Genomic DNA, 23,683 nt, shown 5'->3' with positions numbered 1-23,683 from the left:
AAACTAGCCGCCGAGCGTGAACAAGACATTCAGCATGTCGCTGGCAGCCTGAATGATTTTTGCCGCAGCTTGATAGGCCGTCTGATTCTTGATCATGTTGGCCAATTCCTCGTCTTGATTGACGCCGGATTCAGATTGCTGCTCTTGCTGAATCGCGGTCAGACGCGCATTTTCAGCCTTGTTGGTAACAGTGATCTCGTTGGTCTTGTTGCCGATCAGGCTGACCAGCTGCGAATACGAGCCCTGGAACGAGGTATTGCCGATCGTGTTGGCAGTCTGCAGCGCGTTCAAAGCGAGCGCGTTGCGGTTGTCGGTCACGCCACCGGTGTTCGGCGACACGTAAAACTGATCGCCATTGGCAGGCTGCCCGGTGATGCTGAAGCTCATGCCAGTGGATGTGGTGTAGCTGTAACCAGGGCCGAAAGGCAGATTGGGTGGCGTCACCGTCACCGCGTTGCCGCTGGCGTCCTTGACGGTCACGGTACCCATGGTCGCCGATCCTATTGCCGGCGATGGCACCAGTGTCCCGGTCCCGCTATCAAAGGTAAAGCTCAGTTTGGAGCCCGCCGGCAACGAAGTCGCGGTGAAGCTCGAATTGATTGTTCCCGATGAAATCGTCGCCGTGCCGGTGTTCGCCGGTTTCGGGGAAAACACGAATTTATCGTTATTGGCGGGAGCGCCGCTCAGCACAAAACTGACGCCGCCGCTGCTAATCGTCGCGCCAGCCGAATAAGGAACCGCTGCACCGGCTGCATACGTAGTCGTCACGCCGGCTGTCGTCGTGACCGTCACGGCTGCAGGCGGCGTCAGCGCCAGCGACGTCGTGCCGCTGCTATAGGTGTAAGTCTGCGTCGAGTTCGGTGTGAATGCAGCCTTGTTCACTGTCGCCGAAGTCACTACACCGGTACCTGTATTGCCGGTCGTGACCAGCCCCATGTCGGTAACCGCATTGGTCGATGTCACGATCGGTGTTCCGGCCGCAATCTTCTGCGTATTGGTGATCGCGACACTGATGCCGTTGGCGCCGTTGATGGTCGGCTTGATCAGGAAACTGTCCTTGGCCACCATGCCGGTAGAACCGAAATCCACACCGTCGACCGTAACCGGCATCGTCGCCGATGTGGTCTTGGTGTTGTCCGACAAACGTGTGACCGAATAATTGGTGCCGTCGAAATCAAGACGGTAGTCGCTGGTCGACAGCAGTGAAGGATTGCTGATGGTTGCCGTGGCGGTGGCCACTGCAGGCGGCGCTACGTGATTCTTTGCATTGGCCACAACGGAAGGCACAGGCACATTGAAGAAGTTGGTGCCCAGCGCGCCGTTCTGATCCTGCCCCAGCTTGTGCTGGGCATTGAACGCGCTGGCCATGACAATCGCTACCCGACCCAAGGTATTCTGCGCAGTATCCAACGTCTCGGTGCGGTATTGCAGGATGCCGCCCAGGCTGCCGCCGGTGAAGGCGCCGTCCGGCAACAGGATGGTGGCGTTGCTGCTGGTCTTGATCGATACTTGCAGACGCGTCGGATCGTCGTCCGCCGGCGTCGGCACCAATTGCGAAACCTGATCACCCAGCACCAGGGGCTGCCCGTTGCCGATGAACACGCTCATTGAGCCATTGCTTTGCGGCAAAGTCGTTACTTTAACGATCTTGTTCAGATCGGCGATTGCCTGATCGCGCTGGTCGAGCAAATCGTTCGGTGCTGCACCGCCGCCGCTGCCCTGCGCCTTGATGATCGCCTGGTTCAGTTCCTGGATCTGCGTGGCAAACGAATTGATGGTGCCGATACTCGACGTGATCTGCGCGTTGACGCTGGTGCGGCTCTGCGCCATCTGATCGTTCAGGCTCTGGAAACGCGCAGCCAGCGTCGAACCGGCGGACAACACAGCCTGACGAGCGGCGTCGTTGTTCGGCGTCGACGCCAGGTTCTGCATCTTCGTAAAGAAGTCCTGCAGTGCAGGCGACAGGCCTGCCGACGTATCGGCGACCAGATTGTTCAGTTGGCTGATCTGCGACAGGTAGGAGTCCAGCGAGCTCGCAGTGGTCTGCGACGCCATCACCTGCTTGTTGAGGAAATCGTTATAGACGCGCTTGATTTCGGCAACCTGCGTACCCTGCCCAATAAAGCCGTAGCCGTAGTTGATGCCGCCGGCCGTGCTTTGCACGACTACCTGGCGGTTATAGCCCGGGGTTGTCGCATTGGAAATATTATGGCTGGTGGTCGCCTGGGCCGCCTGAGCTGCGGCCAGTGCACTTTGCCCGATACTGAAGATATTGGTTGCCATGCTATCTGTCTGTTCTTTAACGGAATAACCTAGTGAACGGCATCCTGCAGGGAAACTTTAGGACGCGTTACCAATGATTTTGAGAGTGCAGGAAGCGCCTGGTGTTCCCCGCAGCGTTTGGAAAGATCCCGTCCGGGCCGATATCAGCCCATGGAGCGACTCGGGTAGCAAACCTCGTATCAGGCCGACAGCGACTGGCGGATGATGCGCGATAGTTTTTCCGCATAGTGTGGATCGGTTGCATAGCCTGCGCGTTGCAGGCCGTAGGCAAAACCGTGGGCGTCTTGCGCATTGGCCAACACTTTTTCATAGCGCGGGTTGCTGCGCAGCAGCTTGGCGTAATCCTGGAAGGCTTCCGAATAAGAATCATAGGCCCGGAACTTCTCCACCTTGCGCTGCGCCACACCGTTGACGTATTCGATCGTGGTCGCATCGACCGTCTTGCCGGTCCAGTTGCCGGTCGCCTTGATGCCGAACAGGTTGTGCGCGGAGCTGCCGTCGCGGGCGCGGATTTCTTTCTTGCCCCAACCGGTTTCCAGCGCAGCTTGCGCCAGCATGAATTTGGCGGGGATGCCGGTGACGCGGCTGGCGGCCTCGGCATCGGCCTGCAAACGATTCTGGAAGGCTTCAACGTGCGCCGGACGCTGCTGACCGCCTTTGCGCTTGCTGCCGCCTTGCGAAGATGTGCTGTCGTAAGTGGCCGCATTGGCGAGGCCCTGCACCAGACGCGACTTGTCCAGATCGCTCAGCGTGTTGGCCAGCGGAATGTCGAGCGGCAAGGCAGATGCGCCGTCTTCGTCGGTCGGCAACGGCTTATTCAGGCTGCTGGATAGCTGGCGCACCAGCATGTCGGCCAGGCCGACACCGCGCTGCGCCATGTTCTGGCTCAACTGCTGGTCGAGCATGCTGGTAAACATCTTGGTCTGGGGGCTGTCGAACATGCCGTCCTGCGGTGTCGCATCGCGCATGCTCTTCAACATCATGTTCAGGAACAGCGCTTCGAACTGCTTGGCCGCACCCTTGAGCGATTCCGGCGATTGCGTAGCCGCGGCGGAACGCAAGCTGTTAAGGCTGTTGGCGTCGGCGGCAAGGCTTTCGGTTGGATTACCCGGTTTGATGTTGTTGATCATGTACTACCCCGGTTAAATGATTTCCAGCTCGGCGCGCAAGGAGCCGGCAGCCTTCATGGCTTGCAGAATCGCCAGCAGATCCTGCGGCGTTGCGCCGATGGCGTTGAGCGCCTTGACCACTTCGGCCAGCGAGGCGCCGCCCTTCAGGTACATGACCTTGCCGGGAGCCGAACTGATGGAAATCTGTGCATTCTGGTTGGCAGCGGTCTGGCCACCGGACAAGGCGCCGGGCTGGCTGATGCTGTTCTCCGCGTTGATCACTACCGACAGATTGCCGTGCGATACCGCGCAGGTGTCCAGCGTCACCGCCTGATTCATCACCACTGAACCGGTGCGCGCATTCAGGATCACCTTGGCTTGCACGCGTGATGGGATGACGTCGATGTTTTCCAGCGCGCCGAGGAAAGCCACGCGATCACCGCTGCCGATCGGTGCACGGATCCGGATCACGCGACCGTCCTGCGCCATTGCGGTGTCGAAGCCGAAACGCTTGTTGACGGCTTCCACCACGCGGCTGGCGGTGGAGAAATCGTTGTCGTTGAGTTCCAGGTTGACCGTGTCGCCCTGTCCCAGCGCCGATGGCACCGCACGTTCGACGGTGGCGCCTGCGGAGATGCGGCCGACGCTCAGATGATTGATGGTGGCGCTGCTGCCGGCCGCGGAAGCACCCGCACCGCCGACCACGATATTGCCCTGGGCGATCGCATAGATCTGGCCGTCGGCGCCTTTCAGCGGCGCCATCAGCAGCGTGCCGCCGCGGATGCTCTTGGCGTTACCGATCGAGGAGACCGTCACATCCAGCGTCTGTCCCGGCTGCGCAAATGCCGGCAACGACGTTGTCACCATCACTGCCGCGACGTTCTTGAGCTGCATGTTGCTGGTCGAGGTGCTGGGCAGATTGACACCCAGTTGTTGCAGCATGCTGATCACGCTCTGCACGGTGAACGGTGTTTGCGTAGTCTGGTCACCGCTGCCGTCGAGACCGACAGCGAGGCCGTAACCCACCAGTTGATTCTGCCGCACGCCCTGGATGCTGGCCAGGTCCTTGAGACGTTCCGCGTGGCTGACGCCGGCGCTGAGCAGGCATGCCGCAGCCACCAGCATGGTCGCCAGGCGGTTGAAGCGGAACAGAGTCAAAGACTGAGAAAGCGAACGGAAAATCATGGATACCACCTTGGGACTAGAACGGCGACACGCTAAAGAAGAAGCGCGACAAAGAAGACATGAATTCCGCCATATCCACACGTGTATTGGTTCGGTATTCGACCTTGGCGTCGGCTACCAGCGTCGACGACACGGTGTTACCGGTCGCGATGTTGTCCGGACTGACGGTACCCGAGAAGCGGACGTATTCGACGCCCTTGTCCAGCGCCACCTGCTTCTCGCCGCTGACGACCATATTCCCGTTCGGCATTACTTCAATGACGGTTACGCCGATGGTGCCGGTGAAGTTGTTGCTGGAGCTGATCGCGCCCTTGTCTTCAAACTTGTTGGTGCTGCCGCCGCTGCCGGACAGTTCCTTGATGCTGGTTCCGAACAGCGTCGGCGCGATGGCGCTGGCGCTACCGGTCTTGCTGCCGGAGCTGCCCGCCGATTTGGCGGCGCTGGTCTTTTCATTGATGACGATGGTCAGGGTGTCGCCCACCAGGCGTGCACGGCGGTCTTCCAGCAACGGACGATATGCGGCCGACTGGAAGATCGCGCCGTTGGTTGCCGGTGCGTAAGCAGCCGGCTGCGGCTTCGCCGTCAACGGCATCTTGACGATCGAATCCGGCACCGTTTCGCATCCGGCAAGAGCAATCATCCCTACGATGGCGGCAAGTTTCAGCAGGCTTTTCATGTTTGCCTCATCCCATTTCATCAAAACATTACAAAAACAGATTACAACTGCGACAGCTTGGCCAGCATCTGGTCGGATGTCGTGATTGCCTTGCTGTTCATTTCGTACGCGCGCTGAGTCTGGATCATGTTGACCATTTCCTCGACCACGTTCACGTTCGAGGTTTCGACGTAGCCTTGCCACAATGCGCCGGCGCCGTTGGTGCCCGGAGTATTCGGTGCAGGCGTACCGGAGGCGGCCGTTTCGGCGTAGAGATTTTCACCCTTGCTTTCAAGACCGGCCGGGTTGATGAACGTGGCGATCTGCAGCGTGCCGATCTGCGTGGTTGCCGTCGAACCGGCTTGCATGATCGAGACGGTGCCGTCGCGGCCGATGGTCAGCTTGGTCATGTTGGCAGGCATCGTGATCGGCGGCTGCACGACGTAGCCGCTCGAGGTCACCAGCTGCCCCTGCGCATCCGACTGGAACGAACCGTCGCGCGTGTATTGCGTCGTGCCGTCAGGCATCAGCACCTGGAAGAACCCTGCGCCTTGAATCGCGACGTCCTTGTCATTGCTGGTCTGGTTGGTGTTGCCTTGCGTGTGGATACGCTCGGTCGCAACCGGACGCACACCGGTACCGATCTGCAGGCCCGACGGCAGTTGTGTCTGTTGCGACGACTGCGCGCCCGGCTGGCGGAGGGTCTGGTACATCAGATCCTCGAACACGGCGCGCGAACGCTTGAAGCCGTTGGTGCTGGTGTTGGCGAGGTTATTCGAAATGACGTCGAGTTGCGTTTGTTGCGCATCGAGGCCGGTTTTGGCAATCCACAGGGAACGAATCATGTTTTCTCCAGTACCTGAATAGTCGGTCTAGCGTCAGGACAACGACAGAATTTGGTTGGCTTTGTCTGCATCACTCTGGGCGGTTGTCACCACCTTCATGTTCAGGTCGAATTGGCGCGCGAGGTTGATCATGTTGACCATGGAATCGACCACGTTGACGTTGCTGCCTTCAAGCGCGCCGCCGACGAGGCGGACGTTGGCGTCAGGCGGAGCCTGGGTGCCTGTAGTCAGGCGGAACAGGCCGTCGTCGCCGCGCTTGAGCGACTTCTCATCCGGATTGACCATCTTGATGCGGCCCAGCACGTTGACGGCATTGGGCGTACCCATCGTCGGGATCGAGGATACCGTGCCGTCCGCAGCAATCGCCACGGTGACGTCGGGAGGAATGCTGATCGGACCGCCGTCGCCCAGCACGCTCAGGCCGGTCTGCGTTTGCAGGATGCCGTTTTCGCTCATTTTGAAGCTGCCGTTGCGGGTATAGGCTTCACCGCCGTCTGCGGTCTGCACCGCAATCCAGCCATCTCCCGCCACAGCGACGTCCAGCGCACGGCCGGTGTCTTGTATCGGGCCCAACGCGAAGTTGGTGCCTGCGGTCGAATCGACCACGAACGTGCGTGTCGCCAACCCTTCCCCGCCCACCACCGGTACGGCGCGGAAAGTGTCGAGCTGAGAACGGAAGCCGGTCGTTGTCGCGTTCGCCAGGTTGTTGCTGGCGGTGGCCTGCTGTTCCATTGTGTGCTTGGCGCCGGACATGGCGGTGTAAATCACACGATCCATAATTACCCCTTTGTGCGCGCGCGGCATCGCTGCCGCGCGCTTCCCCACTTATTTCAAATTGCTTAGCGCAGGCTGACCAGCGTTTGCAGGACGGTATCCTGCACCTTGATGGTCTGCGAGTTGGCCTGATAAACGCGTTGCGCCACGATCATGTTGACCAGCTCAGTGGTCAGGTCGACGTTGGAGTCTTCCACGGCGCGCGCCTGCAACACGCCAAACTGACCTGTGGTCGGCTTGCCGACCAGCGGCTCGCCGGCGTCGGCGGTTGCGGTGTACAGATTGCTGCCCAACGGCGACAGGCCGTTCGGATTGGCGAAGTTGACCAACAAAACCTGACCCAGCACTTTGGTGTCGTTGTTGGAGTAGTTACCGATAATCTGACCGTCTTTGCCGATCGAAAAGCTCGACAGCACGCCTGGCGCCTTGCCGTTCTGGTCTTGCGCGACGGGAGTGAACGCCTGGCCGGTCTGGGTGGTGCCGGTGTAATCGACAGCAACCGCGGCAGGGAATGTCGCGCCCGGCTTGACGAAAGGACCATTCAATGTCGCTGCAGCAAATGTGCCGGCAGTCGCACCGCCGACCAATACGCCGGAAGTATTGAAAGACAGCGTCGTCAACGGTGTGGCCACTGCGGCTGCCGGCGCGGGATACAGCTTGCCGTCAATGGTCGCATAGACATCCCAGTCTGTATTGGGAGGCGTTGCTGCTGTGGTCTTTTTCACGTAGTACGTTTGAACGTTATAGCTATTGCCCAAACTGTCATACATGGTGACGCCGGTCGTACTGCTGTAGCTGGCCGCATTTGTCGGACTGAAAGGCACGACGGTTGAGTCAATAGCCGGCAGACGTGAATCAAGATTCAGTTTGGTAGAAATCTTGGTTGTCGCAGTAGCAGGAATATTCGATGTATCGATCTTCAGAGGAACAGGATCACCACCAACGACGCTTCCCAGCCAGCCGGTCAGGTACGCGCCCTTTTCGCTCGGATTGATGATGTAGCCATCCTTGTCCAGCTGGAACTGACCATTGCGGCCGTACATCGGCGACTGGTCAGTCAGGCTGCCCTGCATGCGGAAGAAGCCGTCGCCGTTGATGGCGATGTCCAGCGGATTGTTGGTAGTGGTGACGTTACCCTGAGTGAACGCTTGCTGCACGTTCGCGACCGCGACGCCGATGCCGACCGGCGAGTTGCCGGAACGGTTCATCGAGTTGGCGTACATGTCGGCGAACTGCGCCTGTGCCGATTTGAAACCCACTGTGCTGGCGTTGGCAACGTTATTGCCGATCACGTCGAGGCTCTTCGATGCCCCTGCCAGACCGCTCAGGCCTTGTTGAAAACTCATTTGATTCTCCTTGTGCTGGAAGCCGTCAGTGGATTAGAGGATTTGGATAACGTCGGTCGGCTTGATGGTGCCGATATTCGATACATTCAGCTTGACGCCGTCGGCACCGGTGCTGACGCTGGCGACCGTACCGAAGGACAGCGCAGTAGCATCCACGGCGGTGCCGGCGCTGGTCGCTGCAACGGTGAAGGTGTACTGACCATCGGGAGCCTTTGTGCCGGCGTCGTTGGTGCCGTCCCAGATGACAGGCACGGTGCCGACAGCTTGGCTGCCCAGATCCATCTGACGCACGACGGCGCCGGTGGTCGCGTCACGGATGGTGACCTGAATGCTGTCGGCGTTGGCGCCGAGCTGCACGCCGAAGACGGCCTTCTGAGTGGTAGTCTCGGTGCCGTCGGCTGCCTTGGTCGTATCCGAAGTCAGAGTCAGGTTGTTGCCCGCGGCCAGCACGCTGTGGCCGATCATGTTGGCTGCTTGCAGCGACTGCGCCGAACCCAGATTGGACATGAGCGAAGCCAGCGTAGTGTTCAGCTGGCTGATGCCCGACACGGTCGACAGTTGCGCCAGCTGCGTGGTCAGCTGCGAGTTGTCCATCGGATTGGTCGGATCCTGGTTCTGCATCTGCACGGTCAGCAGCTTCAGGAAGCGATTCTGAATCGCTTCCGGGCTGTTGTCGTTCAGGCTCGAAGTATTGGAGGTCGAAGTCGACGTGCCATTCATTGACGACAGCAGATCGTTGGAGACAGTAGTCATGATTTAAGATCTTCCTTATTGACCGATGGTGAGGGTTTTCATCAACATATTCTTGGCGGTATTCATCGTCTCGACGTTGGTCTGATACGAGCGCGATGCGGAGATCATGTTGACCATCTCCTCTACCGGATTGACGTTGGGCATGGCGACGTAGCCGTTGGTGTCGGCCATCGGATGCTTGGGATCGTAGATCAGCTTGGGCGGCGCCTGGTCTTCGACGACCTGGCTGACCTGCACGCCGCTGTTTTCGATGCTGCCGAACGGGACCGCCTTGAACACCACTTGCTTGGCCTTATACGGCTTGCCGTCCGGACCGGTTGCGCTGTCGGCGTTGGCGATGTTGCTGGCGACCGTATTGAGGCGCTGTGATTGCGCACTCATGGCGGAACCGGCGACGTTGAAAATATTGGAAAGAGACATGATGATCAGCCTGGTTGGATGGCAGCGAGCAGACCTTTGATCTGCGCATTGACGGCGGTGATGCCTGCTTCATAGCGCACCCCGTTGTCGGTAAACTGGTTGCGTTCGACGTCCATGTCGACGGTATTGCCGTCCACACTGCTCTGGGTTTCCTTGCGATACAGCAGCGGCGAGCCGCCGATGCCGCTGTCGCCCGTCGCCTTGCCGGCGATGTGGGCCGACGACGTGCGCGCCAGTTCGACCGGAGGCACCGTGCTGGACTTGCCCGCCATGGCGCCCTGCAGCGTTTTGGCGAAGTCGATGTCGCGCGCCTTGTAATTCGGCGTATCCGCGTTGGCGATATTCGACGCCAGCAATTGCTGACGCTGGGCGCGCAAATTCAGCGCCGTTTCATTGAATCGCAGATAATCATCCAGTTTTGCAGCCATCTAATCCTCCTGACGTACCCTTCATAAAGTACGTTTTACGCCGATAATGGGATTTACACACCATTGGATCATAAGGCTCCCCCTCAAACTCTAATGCCCGAGAAAGAGAGAAAACTATGCCTTGTTCGACCTTTTGACAGAATCGGCCGCCAGTACTATTGCTGACAGGATGGCCCTGCCTCCGATCACACGGGTTGAAAAGTTGTTGTTATGAAATTATTGTCAAAAGCGCTATTGTCGTTGCTGTTGTTGCTGCCCGCATTCGGGCTGCCCGCACTGGCGCAAACCGCCGAACAGAACACGCCGCCGCGCCAGGATCTGGGCGCTCTGCAAAAAATTGCCGAACAGTTCATGAAAGTGCAGACGACCGGCCTGTCCGGCACCGTCAATATCGCCGTCGAACCGGTCGACAATCGCCTCAACCTCGCCGCCTGCACGTCGCCGCAAGCTTTCATGCCCAACGGCGGCCGCCTGTGGGGCCGCACCACTATCGGCATCAAGTGCATTGCGCCGTCGCCCTGGACGGTTTACGTGCGCGCCACCGTGCAGGTCATTGCCGAATATATCGTCACCGCAGCGCCGCTGGCGCAAGGCCAGGTCATCGGTCCGAACGACATCACCAAGATGAAGGGCGACCTGTCGAATTTGCCCAACGGCATCATTACCGATGCCGCCCAGGCCGTCGGCCGCACCGCCAACATTTCGCTGGCGCTGGGCGCCCCGATTCGCCAGGATGCACTACGCAGCAACCGCGTGGTGCAGCAAGGCCAGGCAGTACGCGTGGTGTCCATCGGTCCCGGCTTCCAGATCTCCACCGAAGCGCGCGCCTTGACCAACGGCAGCGAGGGCCAGATGGTGCAAGCCAAAACGGCGGCAGGCCAGGTTGTGAGCGGGATTGCGAAGGCCGGCGGCATCCTCGAAATCAATTACTGACAAGAAACATTCTGACGGGCGATAAAAGAATTAAAGTTTGCGGAAAAATGGCCGATAATCTAGGCAACAGGCGGGTCACAGAACCCTAACCCATTAAGGATGATGCCGTGAACGTTAATGACGCCCTCAAAACAGGCAAAGGCTTACCGGAAATCGCGCAACCCCAGGCGCGCCCCGCGAACAGCAATGCCGGTACCACCGCAGCAAAGACAGGCAGCGACAGTTCCACCGCGGCCAATGTCCAGCTGTCCTCTCAATATCAAGCGCTGGGCGTGAAGGCCACCAATGCCGGCGGTACTTTCGATGCAAAGAAAGTTGCTGAAATCAAGGCTGCCATCGCCAATGGCACCTTCCAGGTTGATCCCGAGAAAGTCGCCAACGGCTTGCTCGACACAGTCAAAGATCTGATCGGTTCACGCAAGGCTTAATGCAATGACAAGTAATTCGCTCCTGCCGTCCCATACACTCGCCGATGAAAAGCTGGTTACGTCGCGCCTGGTGGCGGCGTTGCAGCAAGAGCAGGATTTGCTCAGCGGCAACGGCGATGCGGACAAGATTCCCGACATCATCAACGAGAAGGCCAATATCGTTGCCAACATGGCAGCATTGGCCGATCAGCGCCACAAGGCGCTGGCTGCACTGGGCTTCCTCGCCGGCGAAAACGGCATGCAGACCTGGATCGAACAACACGGCTCTGCCGACGACAAACAAGTGTGGGGAGAACTGTTTGCGCTGGCGCAATCCGCGCGCGAACTGAATCGCCTCAACGGCTTGCTGATCGGCAAGCAAATGGCAATCAACCAGAACGCCATGAACATCCTGCAAGGCAAGAGCAACGGCTCCTTCTATGGCCCGGATGGCCAATCGAGCCTGCGTAGCTCGGGCCGACCGCTTGGCATCGGCTGATTTTTTCGCCCTCCGGAATTTAAAAAGCCCGTTCTTGCGAACGGGCTTTTTGCTTTATGGCCCAGGCTTGGGCTGAGCGGGCGGAACGAGCTTGCCACCCTCTTCCGCAAACGGCACTTCGGTCGCCTGCTCCGCCAATCGCGACAGGATCATCACATCGACACGGCGATTGCGCAGCCGCCCCTCGGGCGTATCGTTGGAAGCCACAGACTGATTCGATCCATGCCCCACCGCCGTCAGGCGCAGGTCTGCGATGCCCTGGTTGTTGAACAGCCGCGCCACCGTACTGGCACGGACCGCCGACAACTCCCAGTTGGAAGGAAAGACGCTGGTGTTGATCTGCGTATTGTCGGTATGCCCCTCGATCTGGATAGCGTGATCGTCGTTTTTCAGCACCCGGGCAATGGCGATCAGGGTTTCTTCCGACTCCTTGCTCACCTTCGCATCGCCGGGCGCGAACAGGACGTTGGCATTGATCTCCACGTTGACGCCCACGCTGGTTTGCGTCACGCGCACCTTGCCCTCCTGCACCAGCGGCGCCAGCACCTGCATGATGTCGCGCGCCATGTCGGTCATGCGCTCTTTTTCGCGGCGCAGCGCCTCGCTGTTGCGCGGCTTTTGCAGGGTAATTTTAGGGGCAACAGATTGCTGGGCGCCTTGGCCTCCCGCCTGGACAACGATGGGCGCGGTCGAGACTGGCTCCTTGCCGAAGGCGTTGATCAGCGAGTCGGCAAGGATCTTGTACTTGCCTTCGTTGACTTGGGAAATGGCATACATGACCACGAAAAACGCGAACAGCAGCGTAATGAAGTCGGCATACGAAACCAGCCAGCGCTCGTGGTTCTCATGCTCTTCTTCATGTTTTTTGCGCGCCATGATGTGCGTTGTGCGTCAGTAGGTCATGCGGTGGTGAAATAGGATTCAGCGCGCTCCTGGATCACGCGCGGATTGTCGCCGCTGGCGATGCCGAACAGACTGTCGGCGACCATGTCACGCCGGTTCACTTCCATGGCCAGCAATTCCTTGAGCTTGTTGGCCACCGGCAGGAAGAACAGGTTGGCCAGGCCGACACCGTAAATCGTCGCCACGAAAGCCACGGCGATGCCGCCACCCAGCTTGGCGGGGTCGGATAGATTTTCCATCACGTGGATCAGGCCGAGCACCGCGCCGAGGATGCCGATCGTCGGCGAATAGCCGCCGGCGGCTTCCCATATCTTGAGCGCCTGGCGCTGGCGGGTTTCGTAAGCAGTGGTATCGACCTCGAGGATCTCGAGCAACTTGGCCGGTGTGATGCCGTCGATCAGCAGGCGCAGGCCCTTCTTGACGAAGGGGTCGCTGCTGTCGTTCATGTGCTCTTCAAGATGCAGCAGACCTTCACGCCGCGAGATGCCGCTCCAGACCGTGATGTTATCGATCAGTTTGCGGTGGTTGTGAACCGGGGGAGAAAATACCCAGGACAGCAATTTGACGCCATGGACGAAATTGTCGAGCCTGGTTTGCAGCAGAACGGCGCCTACGGTGCCGGTAAAGACGATCAGGAAAGCGGTCGGCTGCAGGATAGAACCGGGATGACCGCCTTCAAGCAGCAAACCAAGGAGGATGCCTCCCAACGCCAGCAGTATCCCTCCTACGCTACTCCAGTCCACGCCTGCTCCCTCAAAGTCGAGCGCATGCGGGCGATAGCCTGGCTGTGCAGCTGGCAAACCCGCGACTCGGACACGCCCATGACGGCGCCGATTTCCTTCAAGTTCATTTCCTGCTCATAGTACAGGCCCATGAGGATTTTTTCACGCTCGGGCAGGGCCTTGATCGAATCGATGACGGCGTCGCGGAAACCGCCGTTGATCAGGTTCTGCAACGGGTCGTCGGTGTCCCGGGTCTGGTAGCGATCGAGGAAATGCTCGTGGCCGCCGTCGGCGTCGTGGAAGTCTTCGTAATAGATCAACTGATGGCCGCCGCATTCGGTCAGCATATCCTGGTACTCCACCAAGCTCATCTTGAGCTGCGTGGCGACCTCGGTTTCCTGCGGCGGACGGCCGAGCTGCTGCAGCAGGACATGGATGGCCTCTTCGATCTTGCGCGTATTCTGGCGGATGCTGCGCGGCAGCCAGTCGCTGCTGCGCAATTCATCCAGCATGGCGCCGCGGATACGCTGCACGGCGTAGGTTTCGAACTGCGCGCCGTGCGTTTCTTCATAGCGATTGACGGCATCAAGCAGACCGATCATGCCTGCCTGAATCAAGTCGTCGACTTCCACGCTGGGTGGAAGCTTTGCCTTCATCTGATGCGCCAGCTTTTTGACAAGCGCCGCATGCAGCTCCAGCAAATCGTTCTTGGTCGTCTTTCCTTTGACGTTATACATAGAACTCATCTCGTCAATAATGGTGAGTACGAACGATCATGCAATGCCAGGCGCGTCATACTCCGAGACTTGCACCATCGGTCGCCATACCGTACGTGCCCTTGGTGAGATTGGATAACGAAAACTGATCCGCCAGGCGCTTGAACGCAAGCGTAGCGCCGGCCAACGGGAATGCTTCCAGTACGGTGCGCCCCTGCCCGGATGCACGACGGATGTGTTCGTCTGCCGGGATCGAGCCCATGAAATGCAATTGCGCCGCCAGGTAACGATTGGCCGCCTGCGCCATGTTGGCGTAGACCATCTGCGCTTCCGCGTCCGAACCACCGCTCACGAGCAGATTGAAAGGACGGCGACCGAGCTTGTCGCTGAGGCCCTTGAGCAAGACGTATGCGGCCTTGATCGAGGTCGGACTGGTCGACATATGCACCACGATTTCGCCCATTTCCATGGCCGGGACCGGCAGCAACTCCTCGTCATTCAATTCGCCGTTGATGAGCGTAATGTCGGATTCTTCGGTCAGTCCGTCGAAAATCTGCGCCAGCCGCGAGGCTTGCGGATGGGTAGAGGCCGATACGTTCTTGCGCGACAGGCGCGCCAGTGCAAAACCTTCCGGCACCATGCGCACCGCTTCATCCAGATGCCGCTCCTGACGAGCGACGTCGAGCAGCGTCGCCACGGCAACACCGCCAAAACGCGACAAGATCACTGAGGGCGTCATGCAAGCGTCGACCAACAATGCGTTGTGGTCGGCGGCGGCAAGAGAGGCTGCCAGATTGATCAGCATCGCGCCTTTTTCGTCGTCGGGAAGAACCGAGAAGAAAGTAAACACGCGCGGCGTCGGACGCTCCAGCATCCGTCGCAGTCCTTCCGCTTGATCAACGTCATAGCTAGCCAAGGATCACCTCCCGCAGGCTTTTGTCATTCATGGCCGTGGCCGTCGGTCCGACCACAACCGGCAACTCGGCGTCCTGGAATTCGAACGGCGCAGTTTCACGTTTCAGTTTAAAGGCGCGGTCGGCCAGATACAACCTGTTGGCAACATGCAAATCTTCCGGCACGCGCTGACCGTTCGCCACGTAATACAGATTCAGTTTTTGACGGATGACAACATCGAGCACGTTGCCGATGGTTGCCGCTTCGTCGAGCTTGGTAATAATGCAACCCGCCAGGCCGTCGCCGGAATACGCGCTCACGACTTCATTGAGCGTGCCGCCGGTCGCCGTTGCATTGAGGCACAACAGGCGTTTGATGTCAGTGCCTGCGCCCGACAGCATGGCAGCCTGTTCAGCCACCATCTGGTCGCGCTGGCCCATGCCGGCGGTATCGATTAGGACAGTATGTTTGCCGCGCAGTTCGTCGAGTGCGATACGCAAATCGGATTCATCTTTGACCGAGTGCACCATCACCCCGAGGATCTTGCCGTAAATGCGCAGTTGCTCGTAGCCGCCGATACGGTAGCCGTCGGTGGTGATCAGCGCCAGCTTGCCCGGACCGTGGCGCATCACGCAACGCGCCGCCAGTTTCGCGGTCGTGGTCGTTTTGCCAACACCGGTCGGACCGACCAGCGCGTAGACGCCGCCTTCTTCCAGCAATTCGTTTTCGTTGGCCATGGTCATCAGATTCTTGGCCAGCACCGACTTGACCCAGAACATGGCGTCTTGCGATTTCGGGCTTTGCGGCAGGTTCTCGGTGATCAGGCGCGACAGGCTGGCGCTGAAACCGGCGGCCAGCATTTCACGCATGATCGCGGCCTTGGCCGGCTCACGCTTTTGCGTGCCGCCCCAGGAAATTTCCGCCAGCTGGGTTTCCAGCACGCCGCGCATGGAGCGGATTTCACTCATGACGTCGGACAGGATTTCGTCGTAGTCCTTGCCGTCGAATTCAGCCATCACGCCAGCCTGCTGCGGACGCGCTGCAGCTGCAGCGGCCACTGCTGCTTTCGGGCCGGCAGCGACTTGCGCCGGTGTCAGCGCTTGCGCCTGCTGTTCCTTGGCGCTGGCGCGCGCGGCATTGCGGGTACGCCAAACGCGGGCGTCGGCCTGTGCCGTATTGTGTTCGACCGGCATGGATGCGCCGGGCCCCTGCGGTTGCGGTTCGGCGCGCGTGCGCGGCACGGCGGCCTGCAGCGACTGCTGCGGTGCCGGCTGGGCAGGCGGTCGGCGTACGGCCGGACGCGGCATGGCGTCCTTGGACATGGCCGGCACCACCAGCGACGACATGTCTTCGTTGGCCATGGCGAGGATCTCGACACCGTCGTCGATATTCCGGTTGGAGAGAATGACGGCGTCAGGACCCAGCGCTTCGCGCACTTGGCGCCATGCGTCTCGCGACGAACCTGCTATAAATTTTTTGACGTTCATGCTTGCCCTCCAACTAGGCTGGTAACTTTAATCGTTTTCGAATCAGGAACTTCAGCGTGTGAAAGCACCCGGAGTTGTGGCATTGCGCGTCGCAAGAAGCGCGCCAGCAATGCTCGCAAAGGACCCGGGACCAACAATACCGGGGTTAAACCCAACTGCTCTTGATGACGTGCTGCGTTTTCTGTTTGCGTAATCAGTGTATCGGCGAGGCCCGGCTCGATGCCGCCGCCTTCCGGTCCGCTTGCCTGCATCGCCTGCATCAGCAGACGTTCCAATTTATTGTCCAGCGTCATGACCGACAGCTCGCTCTCGGTCGGGAAAATCTGCTGCACGATCGCGCGACCCAGGGCGATGCGCACGATGGCGGTCAGTTCGTTCGGTTCCTGCACGCGCGGTGCATGCTCGGCCAGGGTTTCGATAATAGTCCGCATATCGCGGATATGCACGCCTTCGATGAGCAGGTTTTGCAACACTTTTTGCACTGTGCCCAGTGGCAACGCCTTCGGCACCAGATCTTCGACCAGCTTCGGCGCATCCTTGCCGATGTGATCGAGCAACTGCTGCACTTCCTGGCGACCCAGCAATTCCGCAGCGTGGATGGTGATCAAATGGTTCAGGTGCGTCGCGATGACGGTGCCGGTATCGACCACGGTATAGCCCATGGTCTGCGCCATTTCGCGCATGTTGCTTTCGATCCAGACCGCCGGCAGGCCGAACGCCGGATCGGTGGTCATGAGACCCGGCAACGGGCCGGTGACCATGCCTGGATTGATCGCCAGGAACTGACCGAAAGTCGCCTCGCCCTTGCCGATTTCCACGCCCTTCAAGGCGATGCGATAAGCCGACGGCTTGAGTTCGAGATTGTCGCGGATATGCACCGGCGGCGACAGGAAACCGACTTCCTGCGCGAATTTCTTGCGGATGCCCTTGATCCGGCGCAGCAGTTCGCCGCCCTGCCCCTTGTCCACCAGCGGGATCAGGCGGTAACCAACTTCCAGCCCGAGCGTATCGACCGGCAGGATGTCCTGCCAGGTGGCCTCTTCGATTTCCTGCGGCGTCGTGACCGGCGCCGGCAATTCGGCAATCGCTCCCGCCTCCTGCTTGCGCTTGTTCACCGAGTAACCCGCAGCCGCCAGCAAGGCAGCGATGATGATGAAGGCGACGTGCGGCATGCCGGGGATCAGGCCCATGCCGCCGATGATGATGGCAGTCAGGTACAGGACTTCGGCTTTGGCGAACAACTGGTTGATCAGCTGGCCGCCGACGTCCTGGTCGTTGGCCACACGCGAGACCACCACACCGGCGGCGGTCGAGATGATCAGCGAAGGAATCTGTGCGACCAGGCCGTCACCGATGGCCAGCAGCGTGTAGTTCTTCAACGCCATGTCGAAGGCCAGGTCATGCTGGATCATACCGACCACGAGACCGCCGACGATGTTGACCACGGTCACGATGATGCCGGCCACGGCGTCGCCGCGCACATACTTACTGGCACCGTCCATGGCGCCATAGAACTCGGCTTCCTGCGCCACTTCCTTGCGGCGGGCGCGCGCTTCCGGCTCGCCGATCATGCCGGCGTTGAGGTCGGCGTCGATCGCCATCTGTTTGCCGGGCATCGCGTCGAGGGTAAAACGTGCCCCCACTTCGGCGATACGGCCGGCGCCCTTGGTGACGACGGTGAAGTTGATGATCGTCAGAATGATGAAGACGACGATACCGACGGTGTAGTTGCCGCCGATCAGGAAGTGGCCGAAAGCCTCAATCACTTTACCCGCAGCGTCGGGACCGGTGTGGCCTTCGGTCAGCACCACGCGGGTGGAGGCGACGTTGAGCGACAGGCGCAGCATCGTGCTCACCAGCAGCACGGCCGGGAACGCCACGAAGTCGAGCGGCTTGACGGTGTACAACGCGGTCAGCAGCACGATCACGGACAGCGAAATATTGAAGCTGAACAGGATATCGAGCGCAAACGCCGGCAGCGGCAGCACCATCATCGCCAGCATCATGACGATCAGGACCGGCGCTGCGAGCGCCTTGGTATGCTTGACCGGCACCCAGGCCGGCAGTTTCATGCTGTTGATGTTCATTGCGCAGCCTTAGCTTGTGCGGCAGCCATGGCGGCCTTGCGTTTGTACAGTGGGTCGTCCAGCTCCTTGGGCACCTCAAGGTCGCTCGGCTCATCCGGACGGACGCCGCCATTGCTGTTGTACGTGCGCAGCTGGAAGATATAAGCGAGGACTTCGGCGACCGCGGTGTAGAGCGACTCCGGGATCTCATCGCCGATTTCGGTGTGATAGTGCAATGCGCGCGCCAGCGGCGGCGCTTCGAGGATCGGCACGTTGTTTTCTGCAGCGATCTTGCGGATGTTGGCCGCCACCGCTTCGGTGCCCTTGGCCACCACCTGCGGCGCCGACATGCCGCCTTCGCTGTACTTCAGCGCCACGGCAAAGTGGGTCGGGTTGGTCACCACTACGTCCGCAGTCGGCACTGCCGACATCATGCGGCGGCGCGCGGCGGCGCGTTGCAGAGCGCGGATCTTGCCCTTAATCAACGGATCACCGTCGGACTCCTTGTGTTCCTGTTTGACTTCCTGGCGCGTCATCTTGAGTTTGCGGGTGTAATTCCACAGTTGATACGGCACGTCGATGGCGGCAATCGCGATCAGCGCGCACACCATCATGATGAAACAGGTCCACAGCAAATTCGGCATGTGGCTGCTGGCCACCTTGAGCGGTTCGACGCTCAGGTTGAGGACGGCGTCGAGATGGCTGCGCATGGCGAACCAGGCGATGAAGCCGACCAGCACGCTCTTCAGGATGCCTTTGCCCAACTCGACCAGCGAATTGAGCGAGAACAGATTCATGATGCCCTTGATGGGATTGAGGCGGTCGAACTTGGGCTCAAGCGAGCTGCCGTTGAACAGCCAGCCGCCGAGGATCAGCGGCGATGCCACGGCCGCGAGCGTCATCAGGAAGGCGATAGGGATGCAGGCGACCGCCACTTCCATGAAATGGCCGCTCATGCGCTCGAACAGCAAGGCCGGATCGAAGGCCATTTCACGCTCGAAGGTCATGGTCGACACCATGAAACGGTTCAGGCTGGTCACCAGCGGACCGGTGAACATCCACAGGGTGCAACCGCCGATCAGCAGCATGACGCACGTCGCCATCTCGCGCGAGCGCGGCACGTCGCCCTGCTCACGCGCTTTTTCAATGCGTTTGCTGGTGGGCTGTTCGGTCCGTTCTTGATCGCTATCTTCGGCCACTGCCGTTCCCCTGTATTGCTTCTTTCCGCTGACGAAGGCGGAATTTTGAGACTATCAGGCAGAATTATTGGCGAGGGAAGCCTCGAATCATCACGGGAATAAGGGGCGAAACGCCCCGTATTTCGGAGCAGGGGAAGCGCGCCATATCTGCCTTCAGAGGGTGAAGGCAGGCGGGACGGCGATCTGCGGTGTTGTTGAGCGGTCGTAAAAAACCACCCGCAACAACACCGCAAGCATGAAAATTATCGTTAAAACAACTTAAAAACCCAGACTTTCCAACAAATCGTCAACCTGGCTCTGGTTGGCAATCACGTTGTGACCGGTGGGATTGATCTGCGGACCGTTCAGCAGGCCACTATCTTCACGCTTGGCTTCCGGCGGTGAATAGTCGACCAGCAATTGCACCAGCTGGCTTTCGATGTCGTGCGCGACCTCAGTCACGCGCTTGATCACCTGCCCGGTCAGGTCCTGGAAGTCCTGCGCCATCATGATATCGAGCAGTTGCTGCTTGGTCAGGCTGACATTTTCGCGTGTTGCACCGAGGTAAGCCTGTGTCTTTTCCGCCAGAGCGCGGTAATCACTCTCTGAAAACGGCGCATCGGTGACGGCCTTCCACTCTGCAGCCAGCGTACTCGCACCGTCGCCGATAGCATCCTGCATCGGGCCGGCGGTTTCGGTCGCCGTCAGCACGCGCTGGGCAGCCTTCTCGGTCATCATCGCCACGTACTCGAGGCGATCACGCGCGTCGGGCATGTCGCTTGCGGCTTTTTCCAGCAACCGGTCAAAACCGAGTCCACGCAGGTTGTCATGCAAGCTGCGCGTCATGTGCCCGATACGCGCGAGGAACTGATCCTGCTGTTCAGCTACCGGCGCGCCCGGCGTCACTGCTCCCTGGGATGCTGTATCCACGTTAGCCTCCGGCCTCCAGCTTTTCGAAGATCTTGCCGAGCTTTTCATCCAGAGTAGCAGCCGTGAACGGCTTGACCACGTAACCATTGGCGCCGGCTTGCGCGGCGGCAACGATGTTTTCTTTCTTTGCTTCGGCAGTCACCATCAGGACCGGCAATTTGGACAGCGCAGGATCCTTGCGGATTTCCTGCAGCATGGTCAGGCCGTCCATGTTAGGCATGTTCCAGTCCGACACGACGAAATCGAAGGTGTCGCTGCGCAGCTTCTGCAAACCTTGCACGCCGTCTTCGGCTTCGTCCACATTGGTGTAGCCGAGCTCTTTGAGCAGGTTACGGACAATGCGGCGCATCGTGGAGAAATCGTCTACAACGAGAAACTTGGTATTTGGGCCAGCCATGATTATTACTCCATTGATTCGAAACTATTGTTGACGATAACGACACTAATTCGGCAAAACTTAAGGCCCGACAGCTAGCAACCGGTCAAATTTTCCGGATGGCTGAATGGTACTCGAACTACACCCGCAATGCACGACTGCCGTGCTCGTTCAGATAACTCAACACACGGCCAGGCATGGCCTGCAGCGCCAGCACCTCGTGTGCCGCACCGACCGCAATGGCCTCGCGGGGCATGCCGAAGACCACGCACGATGCTTCGTCCTGCGCAAAATTGTAGGCGCCGGCATTGCGCATTTCCAGCATGCCCAGGGCGCCGTCCTTGCCCATCCCGGTCAGGATGACGCCGACCGCATTCTTGCCGGCGCAGGCGGCGGCCGAGTTGAACAGCACGTCCACCGACGGCCGATGACGGTTGACCGGCGGCCCCTGGTCGAGCTGGGTCATGTAATTGGCGCCGCTGCGCACCAGCTTGAGATGCGAGTGGCCCGGAGCGATATACGCATGGCCCGGCAGGACGCGCTCGTTGCCGGCCGCTTCCTTGACGGAAATCTTGCACAGGTTGTCGAGGCGTTGCGCGAACGAGCGCGTGAAGCCTTCCGGCATGTGCTGGGTGATCAGGATGCCCGGGCAGTCGGACGGCATGCGGATCAGGAATTCCTTGATCGCCTCCGTGCCGCCGGTGGAAGCGCCGATGATGATCAGCTTTTCGCTCGACAGCAGCGGATTGCGCATCTGCGGCAACGTCTCGCCGCCGCTCGCCTTGGGCGCGTCCGGATGCGGAATCGTGCGCGGGCGGATGCTGGCCTTGGACGCCGCGCGGATCTTGTCGGCGATCATGTCGGTGTATTCCTGCATGCCGCTCTGGATCGATATCTTCGGCTTGGTGACGAAGTCGACCGCACCCAGTTCCAGCGCGCGCAGCGTGATTTCCGAACCGCGCTCGGTCAGCGACGACACCATCACCACCGGCATCGGCCGCAGGCGCATCAGTTTCTCGAGGAAGTCGAGGCCGTCCATGCGCGGCATTTCGACGTCCAGCGTGAGGACGTCAGGGTTGGTCTGCTTGATCAGATCGCGCGCAATGATGGGGTCGGGGGCAACGCCCACGACTTCCATGTCAGGCTGGCTGCCGATGATCTCTTTCATGACGCTGCGGATCAATGCCGAGTCGTCGACGATCAATACTTTTATTTTCATACGATGCGTACTTTCCTGAAACGGGCCCCTGCGGTCTCCGCACGGGGCCGAAAAACCCTTCTCTGCCGACTCAACCGACCTTAAAACAGATCGACCGCGCCGCCCACCGGTTTGGCGACCAGCTTGCTGGCGTAATCCTGTTCGCGATTCACCAGTGTGTTGTTATGCAATTGTTTGAGCTTCTTTACCAGCACCTTGCCGGTGCGGGGGAAGAAATATACCTTACGCGGCCAGATATCGTTGAGATCTTCCGCCACGACACGGATATTTTCCGCCTTCAGGTAGTCGCGCACGAACTGTGCGTTGCGCTCGCCGACGTTGATGGCGATGAAGCCGCGCAGCACGTTGCCGCCGCCGAACACCTTGGCTTCCAGGTTCTCGCGCCGGGCCCCGGCCTTGAGAACATCATTGATCAGAATTTCCATGGCGTAAGTGCCGTAGCGCATCGATGCCGAAATCGGACTGTCGCCGTCGCCGCTGTCGGGCAGCATGAAGTGGTTCATGCCGCCGATGCCGGTGACGCGGTCGCGGATGCAGGCCGACACACACGAACCCAGCACCGTGACGATCATCATGTCCTTGTGCGTGAAATAGTATTCGCCCGGCAATATCTTGGCCGCGTCGCAATCGAAGGTGCGGTCGTAATAGACGTTGGAAGCGAATTGGTCCTGGTTCATGACTTATTTCCCCGCCTTGCGTTGTGCTGCACCGAGCTCGTAGACCGTTTTTCCCTTGAGCTTCAAGGCGTCGGAGACATACAGGAAGTTTTCGGAATGACCGGCGAACAACAGCGCATGCGGTTTCATGAGCGGCACGAAGCGCGACAGGATCTTGCTCTGCGTCGGCTTGTCGAAATAAATCATCACGTTGCGGCAAAAGATGACATCGAACTGCCCGCTCACTGGCCAGTTGTCACCCAGCAGGTTGAGTTGCTTGAAGGTCACCAGCTTGCGCAGTTCCGGGCGCACCCGAACATAGCCTTCCTGGTTGCCCTTGCCGCGCAGGAAGAATTTCTTGATGCGCTCGGGCGACAGTTTGTCGATGCGCTCGATCGGATAGACGCCGTTGGCGCCGGTCGCCAGCACGTTGGTGTCGATGTCGGTGGCGATGATCTGCGCCGGCGGCGTCAGGGTGCCGTAGGCTTCGCACAGCGTCATGGCGATCGTATAGGGCTCTTCGCCGGTCGAGGCGGCCGAGCACCAGACCGTGGCCGGCTCTTTGAGCGTCTTGACGAAATCGGCAAGGATGGGGAAATGATGCGACTCGCGGAAGAACGACGTCAGATTGGTGGTCAGCGCATTGGTGAATGCCTCCCACTCGTCGCTGTCGCCGCCGCGTTCCAGCATGTCCAGGTATTGCACGAAGGAAGCGATGCCGGTCGCACGCAGGCGCCGCGCCAGGCGGCTATAGACCATTTCCTGCTTGCTTTCGGCCAGCGCAATGCCGGCGCGCTTATAGATAAGATCCCGCACCCTGTCAAAATCGCGATTCGTAAAATCGAATTCTTTGACAGAATCGAGCTTATTCTGCGGAGCAGGTTTCAAGTTGATGTTCC

The 23,683-nt window shown here is 59.7% G+C and carries 25 protein-coding genes; 3 read left to right on the top strand and 22 right to left on the bottom strand.

Annotated elements, in window-relative coordinates; genetic code table 11:
• Positions 1 to 3: 3 nt before the first annotated feature.
• From flgK to flgB, 10 genes are all read right to left on the bottom strand, one after another.
• Entirely contained in the window at positions 4 to 2,283 is a 2,280-nt protein-coding gene (gene flgK / locus ACIROW_RS21395) for a flagellar hook-associated protein FlgK (protein WP_402278673.1), read from the bottom strand.
• Between the two features lie 179 nt (positions 2,284 to 2,462).
• Positions 2,463 to 3,413 (bottom strand): flagellar assembly peptidoglycan hydrolase FlgJ, encoded by a 951-nt coding sequence (gene flgJ / locus ACIROW_RS21390; RefSeq protein WP_402278671.1) that lies wholly within the window; start codon positions 3,411 to 3,413, stop codon positions 2,463 to 2,465.
• Between the two features lie 12 nt (positions 3,414 to 3,425).
• A complete protein-coding gene (locus ACIROW_RS21385; RefSeq protein ID WP_402278669.1) occupies positions 3,426 to 4,577 on the bottom strand; it encodes a flagellar basal body P-ring protein FlgI in 1,152 nt (383 codons plus the stop codon).
• Between the two features lie 16 nt (positions 4,578 to 4,593).
• Complete coding sequence (locus ACIROW_RS21380) at positions 4,594 to 5,253, bottom strand: flagellar basal body L-ring protein FlgH (protein ID WP_402278667.1); 660 nt, start codon at positions 5,251 to 5,253, stop codon at positions 4,594 to 4,596.
• Positions 5,254 to 5,294: 41 nt separating this feature from the next.
• A complete protein-coding gene (gene flgG, locus ACIROW_RS21375) occupies positions 5,295 to 6,077 on the bottom strand; it encodes a flagellar basal-body rod protein FlgG (protein WP_116435537.1) in 783 nt (260 codons plus the stop codon).
• Positions 6,078 to 6,110: 33 nt separating this feature from the next.
• Complete coding sequence (flgF, locus tag ACIROW_RS21370) at positions 6,111 to 6,854, bottom strand: flagellar basal-body rod protein FlgF (protein WP_402278665.1); 744 nt, start codon at positions 6,852 to 6,854, stop codon at positions 6,111 to 6,113.
• Between the two features lie 62 nt (positions 6,855 to 6,916).
• Positions 6,917 to 8,197, bottom strand: coding sequence for a flagellar hook protein FlgE (flgE, locus tag ACIROW_RS21365; RefSeq protein WP_402278663.1), 1,281 nt, complete (start codon positions 8,195 to 8,197; stop codon positions 6,917 to 6,919).
• A 33-nt stretch (positions 8,198 to 8,230) separates the two neighbouring features.
• Positions 8,231 to 8,950 carry a flagellar hook assembly protein FlgD gene (locus tag ACIROW_RS21360; RefSeq protein ID WP_402278661.1) on the bottom strand — a complete coding sequence of 240 codons (720 nt, stop codon included), beginning with the start codon at positions 8,948 to 8,950 and terminating at the stop codon, positions 8,231 to 8,233.
• Between the two features lie 15 nt (positions 8,951 to 8,965).
• Positions 8,966 to 9,370, bottom strand: a complete 405-nt coding sequence (gene flgC / locus ACIROW_RS21355) for a flagellar basal body rod protein FlgC (RefSeq protein WP_402278659.1) — start codon at positions 9,368 to 9,370, stop codon at positions 8,966 to 8,968.
• Between the two features lie 5 nt (positions 9,371 to 9,375).
• Positions 9,376 to 9,798 (bottom strand): flagellar basal body rod protein FlgB, encoded by a 423-nt coding sequence (gene flgB, locus ACIROW_RS21350; protein WP_402278657.1) that lies wholly within the window; start codon positions 9,796 to 9,798, stop codon positions 9,376 to 9,378.
• 210 nt (positions 9,799 to 10,008) lie between these two features.
• Between flgB and flgA the strand changes: the two genes are divergently transcribed.
• The 3 genes from flgA (at position 10,009) to ACIROW_RS21335 (ending at position 11,637) form a co-directional block, all read left to right on the top strand.
• The gene (gene flgA / locus ACIROW_RS21345; protein WP_402278655.1) at positions 10,009 to 10,731 is read left to right on the top strand and encodes a flagellar basal body P-ring formation chaperone FlgA; all 723 of its coding nucleotides are present in this window, start codon (positions 10,009 to 10,011) and stop codon (positions 10,729 to 10,731) included.
• Between the two features lie 107 nt (positions 10,732 to 10,838).
• Positions 10,839 to 11,159: a flagellar biosynthesis anti-sigma factor FlgM gene (flgM, locus tag ACIROW_RS21340; protein WP_402278653.1), complete on the top strand. Its 321-nt coding sequence runs from the start codon at positions 10,839 to 10,841 to the stop codon at positions 11,157 to 11,159.
• Between the two features lie 4 nt (positions 11,160 to 11,163).
• Complete coding sequence (locus ACIROW_RS21335; protein ID WP_402278652.1) at positions 11,164 to 11,637, top strand: flagella synthesis protein FlgN; 474 nt, start codon at positions 11,164 to 11,166, stop codon at positions 11,635 to 11,637.
• A gap of 54 nt (positions 11,638 to 11,691) precedes the next feature.
• Here the strand turns inward: ACIROW_RS21335 and motD are convergent, their stop codons facing one another.
• The 12 genes from motD to ACIROW_RS21275 form a co-directional block, all read right to left on the bottom strand.
• Positions 11,692 to 12,513 (bottom strand): flagellar motor protein MotD, encoded by an 822-nt coding sequence (gene motD / locus ACIROW_RS21330; protein WP_402278650.1) that lies wholly within the window; start codon positions 12,511 to 12,513, stop codon positions 11,692 to 11,694.
• Between the two features lie 23 nt (positions 12,514 to 12,536).
• Entirely contained in the window at positions 12,537 to 13,283 is a 747-nt protein-coding gene (locus ACIROW_RS21325; protein ID WP_402278648.1) for a flagellar motor protein, read from the bottom strand.
• Complete coding sequence (locus tag ACIROW_RS21320; protein ID WP_402278646.1) at positions 13,265 to 13,999, bottom strand: RNA polymerase sigma factor FliA; 735 nt, start codon at positions 13,997 to 13,999, stop codon at positions 13,265 to 13,267. The genes ACIROW_RS21325 and ACIROW_RS21320 overlap by 19 nt, the downstream gene beginning before the upstream one ends.
• Before the next feature lie 55 nt (positions 14,000 to 14,054).
• Positions 14,055 to 14,852, bottom strand: a complete 798-nt coding sequence (locus ACIROW_RS21315; RefSeq protein ID WP_402278780.1) for a MinD/ParA family protein — start codon at positions 14,850 to 14,852, stop codon at positions 14,055 to 14,057.
• Positions 14,853 to 14,886: 34 nt separating this feature from the next.
• On the bottom strand, positions 14,887 to 16,359 hold the full coding sequence (flhF, locus tag ACIROW_RS21310; protein ID WP_402278644.1) for a flagellar biosynthesis protein FlhF: 1,473 nt from the start codon (positions 16,357 to 16,359) through the stop codon (positions 14,887 to 14,889).
• On the bottom strand, positions 16,356 to 18,446 hold the full coding sequence (gene flhA, locus ACIROW_RS21305) for a flagellar biosynthesis protein FlhA (RefSeq protein ID WP_402278642.1): 2,091 nt from the start codon (positions 18,444 to 18,446) through the stop codon (positions 16,356 to 16,358). Before flhA ends, flhF begins: the two co-directional genes overlap by 4 nt.
• Positions 18,443 to 19,624: a flagellar biosynthesis protein FlhB gene (gene flhB / locus ACIROW_RS21300; protein WP_402278640.1), complete on the bottom strand. Its 1,182-nt coding sequence runs from the start codon at positions 19,622 to 19,624 to the stop codon at positions 18,443 to 18,445. The genes flhA and flhB overlap by 4 nt, the downstream gene beginning before the upstream one ends.
• Before the next feature lie 258 nt (positions 19,625 to 19,882).
• The gene (gene cheZ, locus ACIROW_RS21295) at positions 19,883 to 20,581 is read right to left on the bottom strand and encodes a protein phosphatase CheZ (RefSeq protein WP_402278638.1); all 699 of its coding nucleotides are present in this window, start codon (positions 20,579 to 20,581) and stop codon (positions 19,883 to 19,885) included.
• Positions 20,535 to 20,930 carry a chemotaxis response regulator CheY gene (cheY, locus tag ACIROW_RS21290; protein WP_402278636.1) on the bottom strand — a complete coding sequence of 132 codons (396 nt, stop codon included), beginning with the start codon at positions 20,928 to 20,930 and terminating at the stop codon, positions 20,535 to 20,537. The genes cheZ and cheY overlap by 47 nt, the downstream gene beginning before the upstream one ends.
• A gap of 118 nt (positions 20,931 to 21,048) precedes the next feature.
• Entirely contained in the window at positions 21,049 to 22,128 is a 1,080-nt protein-coding gene (locus ACIROW_RS21285; protein ID WP_402278634.1) for a chemotaxis response regulator protein-glutamate methylesterase, read from the bottom strand.
• Between the two features lie 80 nt (positions 22,129 to 22,208).
• Positions 22,209 to 22,805, bottom strand: a complete 597-nt coding sequence (gene cheD, locus ACIROW_RS21280; RefSeq protein WP_402278632.1) for a chemoreceptor glutamine deamidase CheD — start codon at positions 22,803 to 22,805, stop codon at positions 22,209 to 22,211.
• A 3-nt stretch (positions 22,806 to 22,808) separates the two neighbouring features.
• Positions 22,809 to 23,672: a CheR family methyltransferase gene (locus tag ACIROW_RS21275; RefSeq protein WP_402278630.1), complete on the bottom strand. Its 864-nt coding sequence runs from the start codon at positions 23,670 to 23,672 to the stop codon at positions 22,809 to 22,811.
• Positions 23,673 to 23,683: the final 11 nt, after the last annotated feature.

The organism is Herbaspirillum sp. NPDC101397, from assembly GCF_044767325.1.
GTDB lineage: Bacteria > Pseudomonadota > Gammaproteobacteria > Burkholderiales > Burkholderiaceae_D > Herbaspirillum.
The sequence above is the reverse complement of the archived record's forward strand: the minus strand, read 5'-3'. Positions and strand labels throughout refer to the sequence as shown.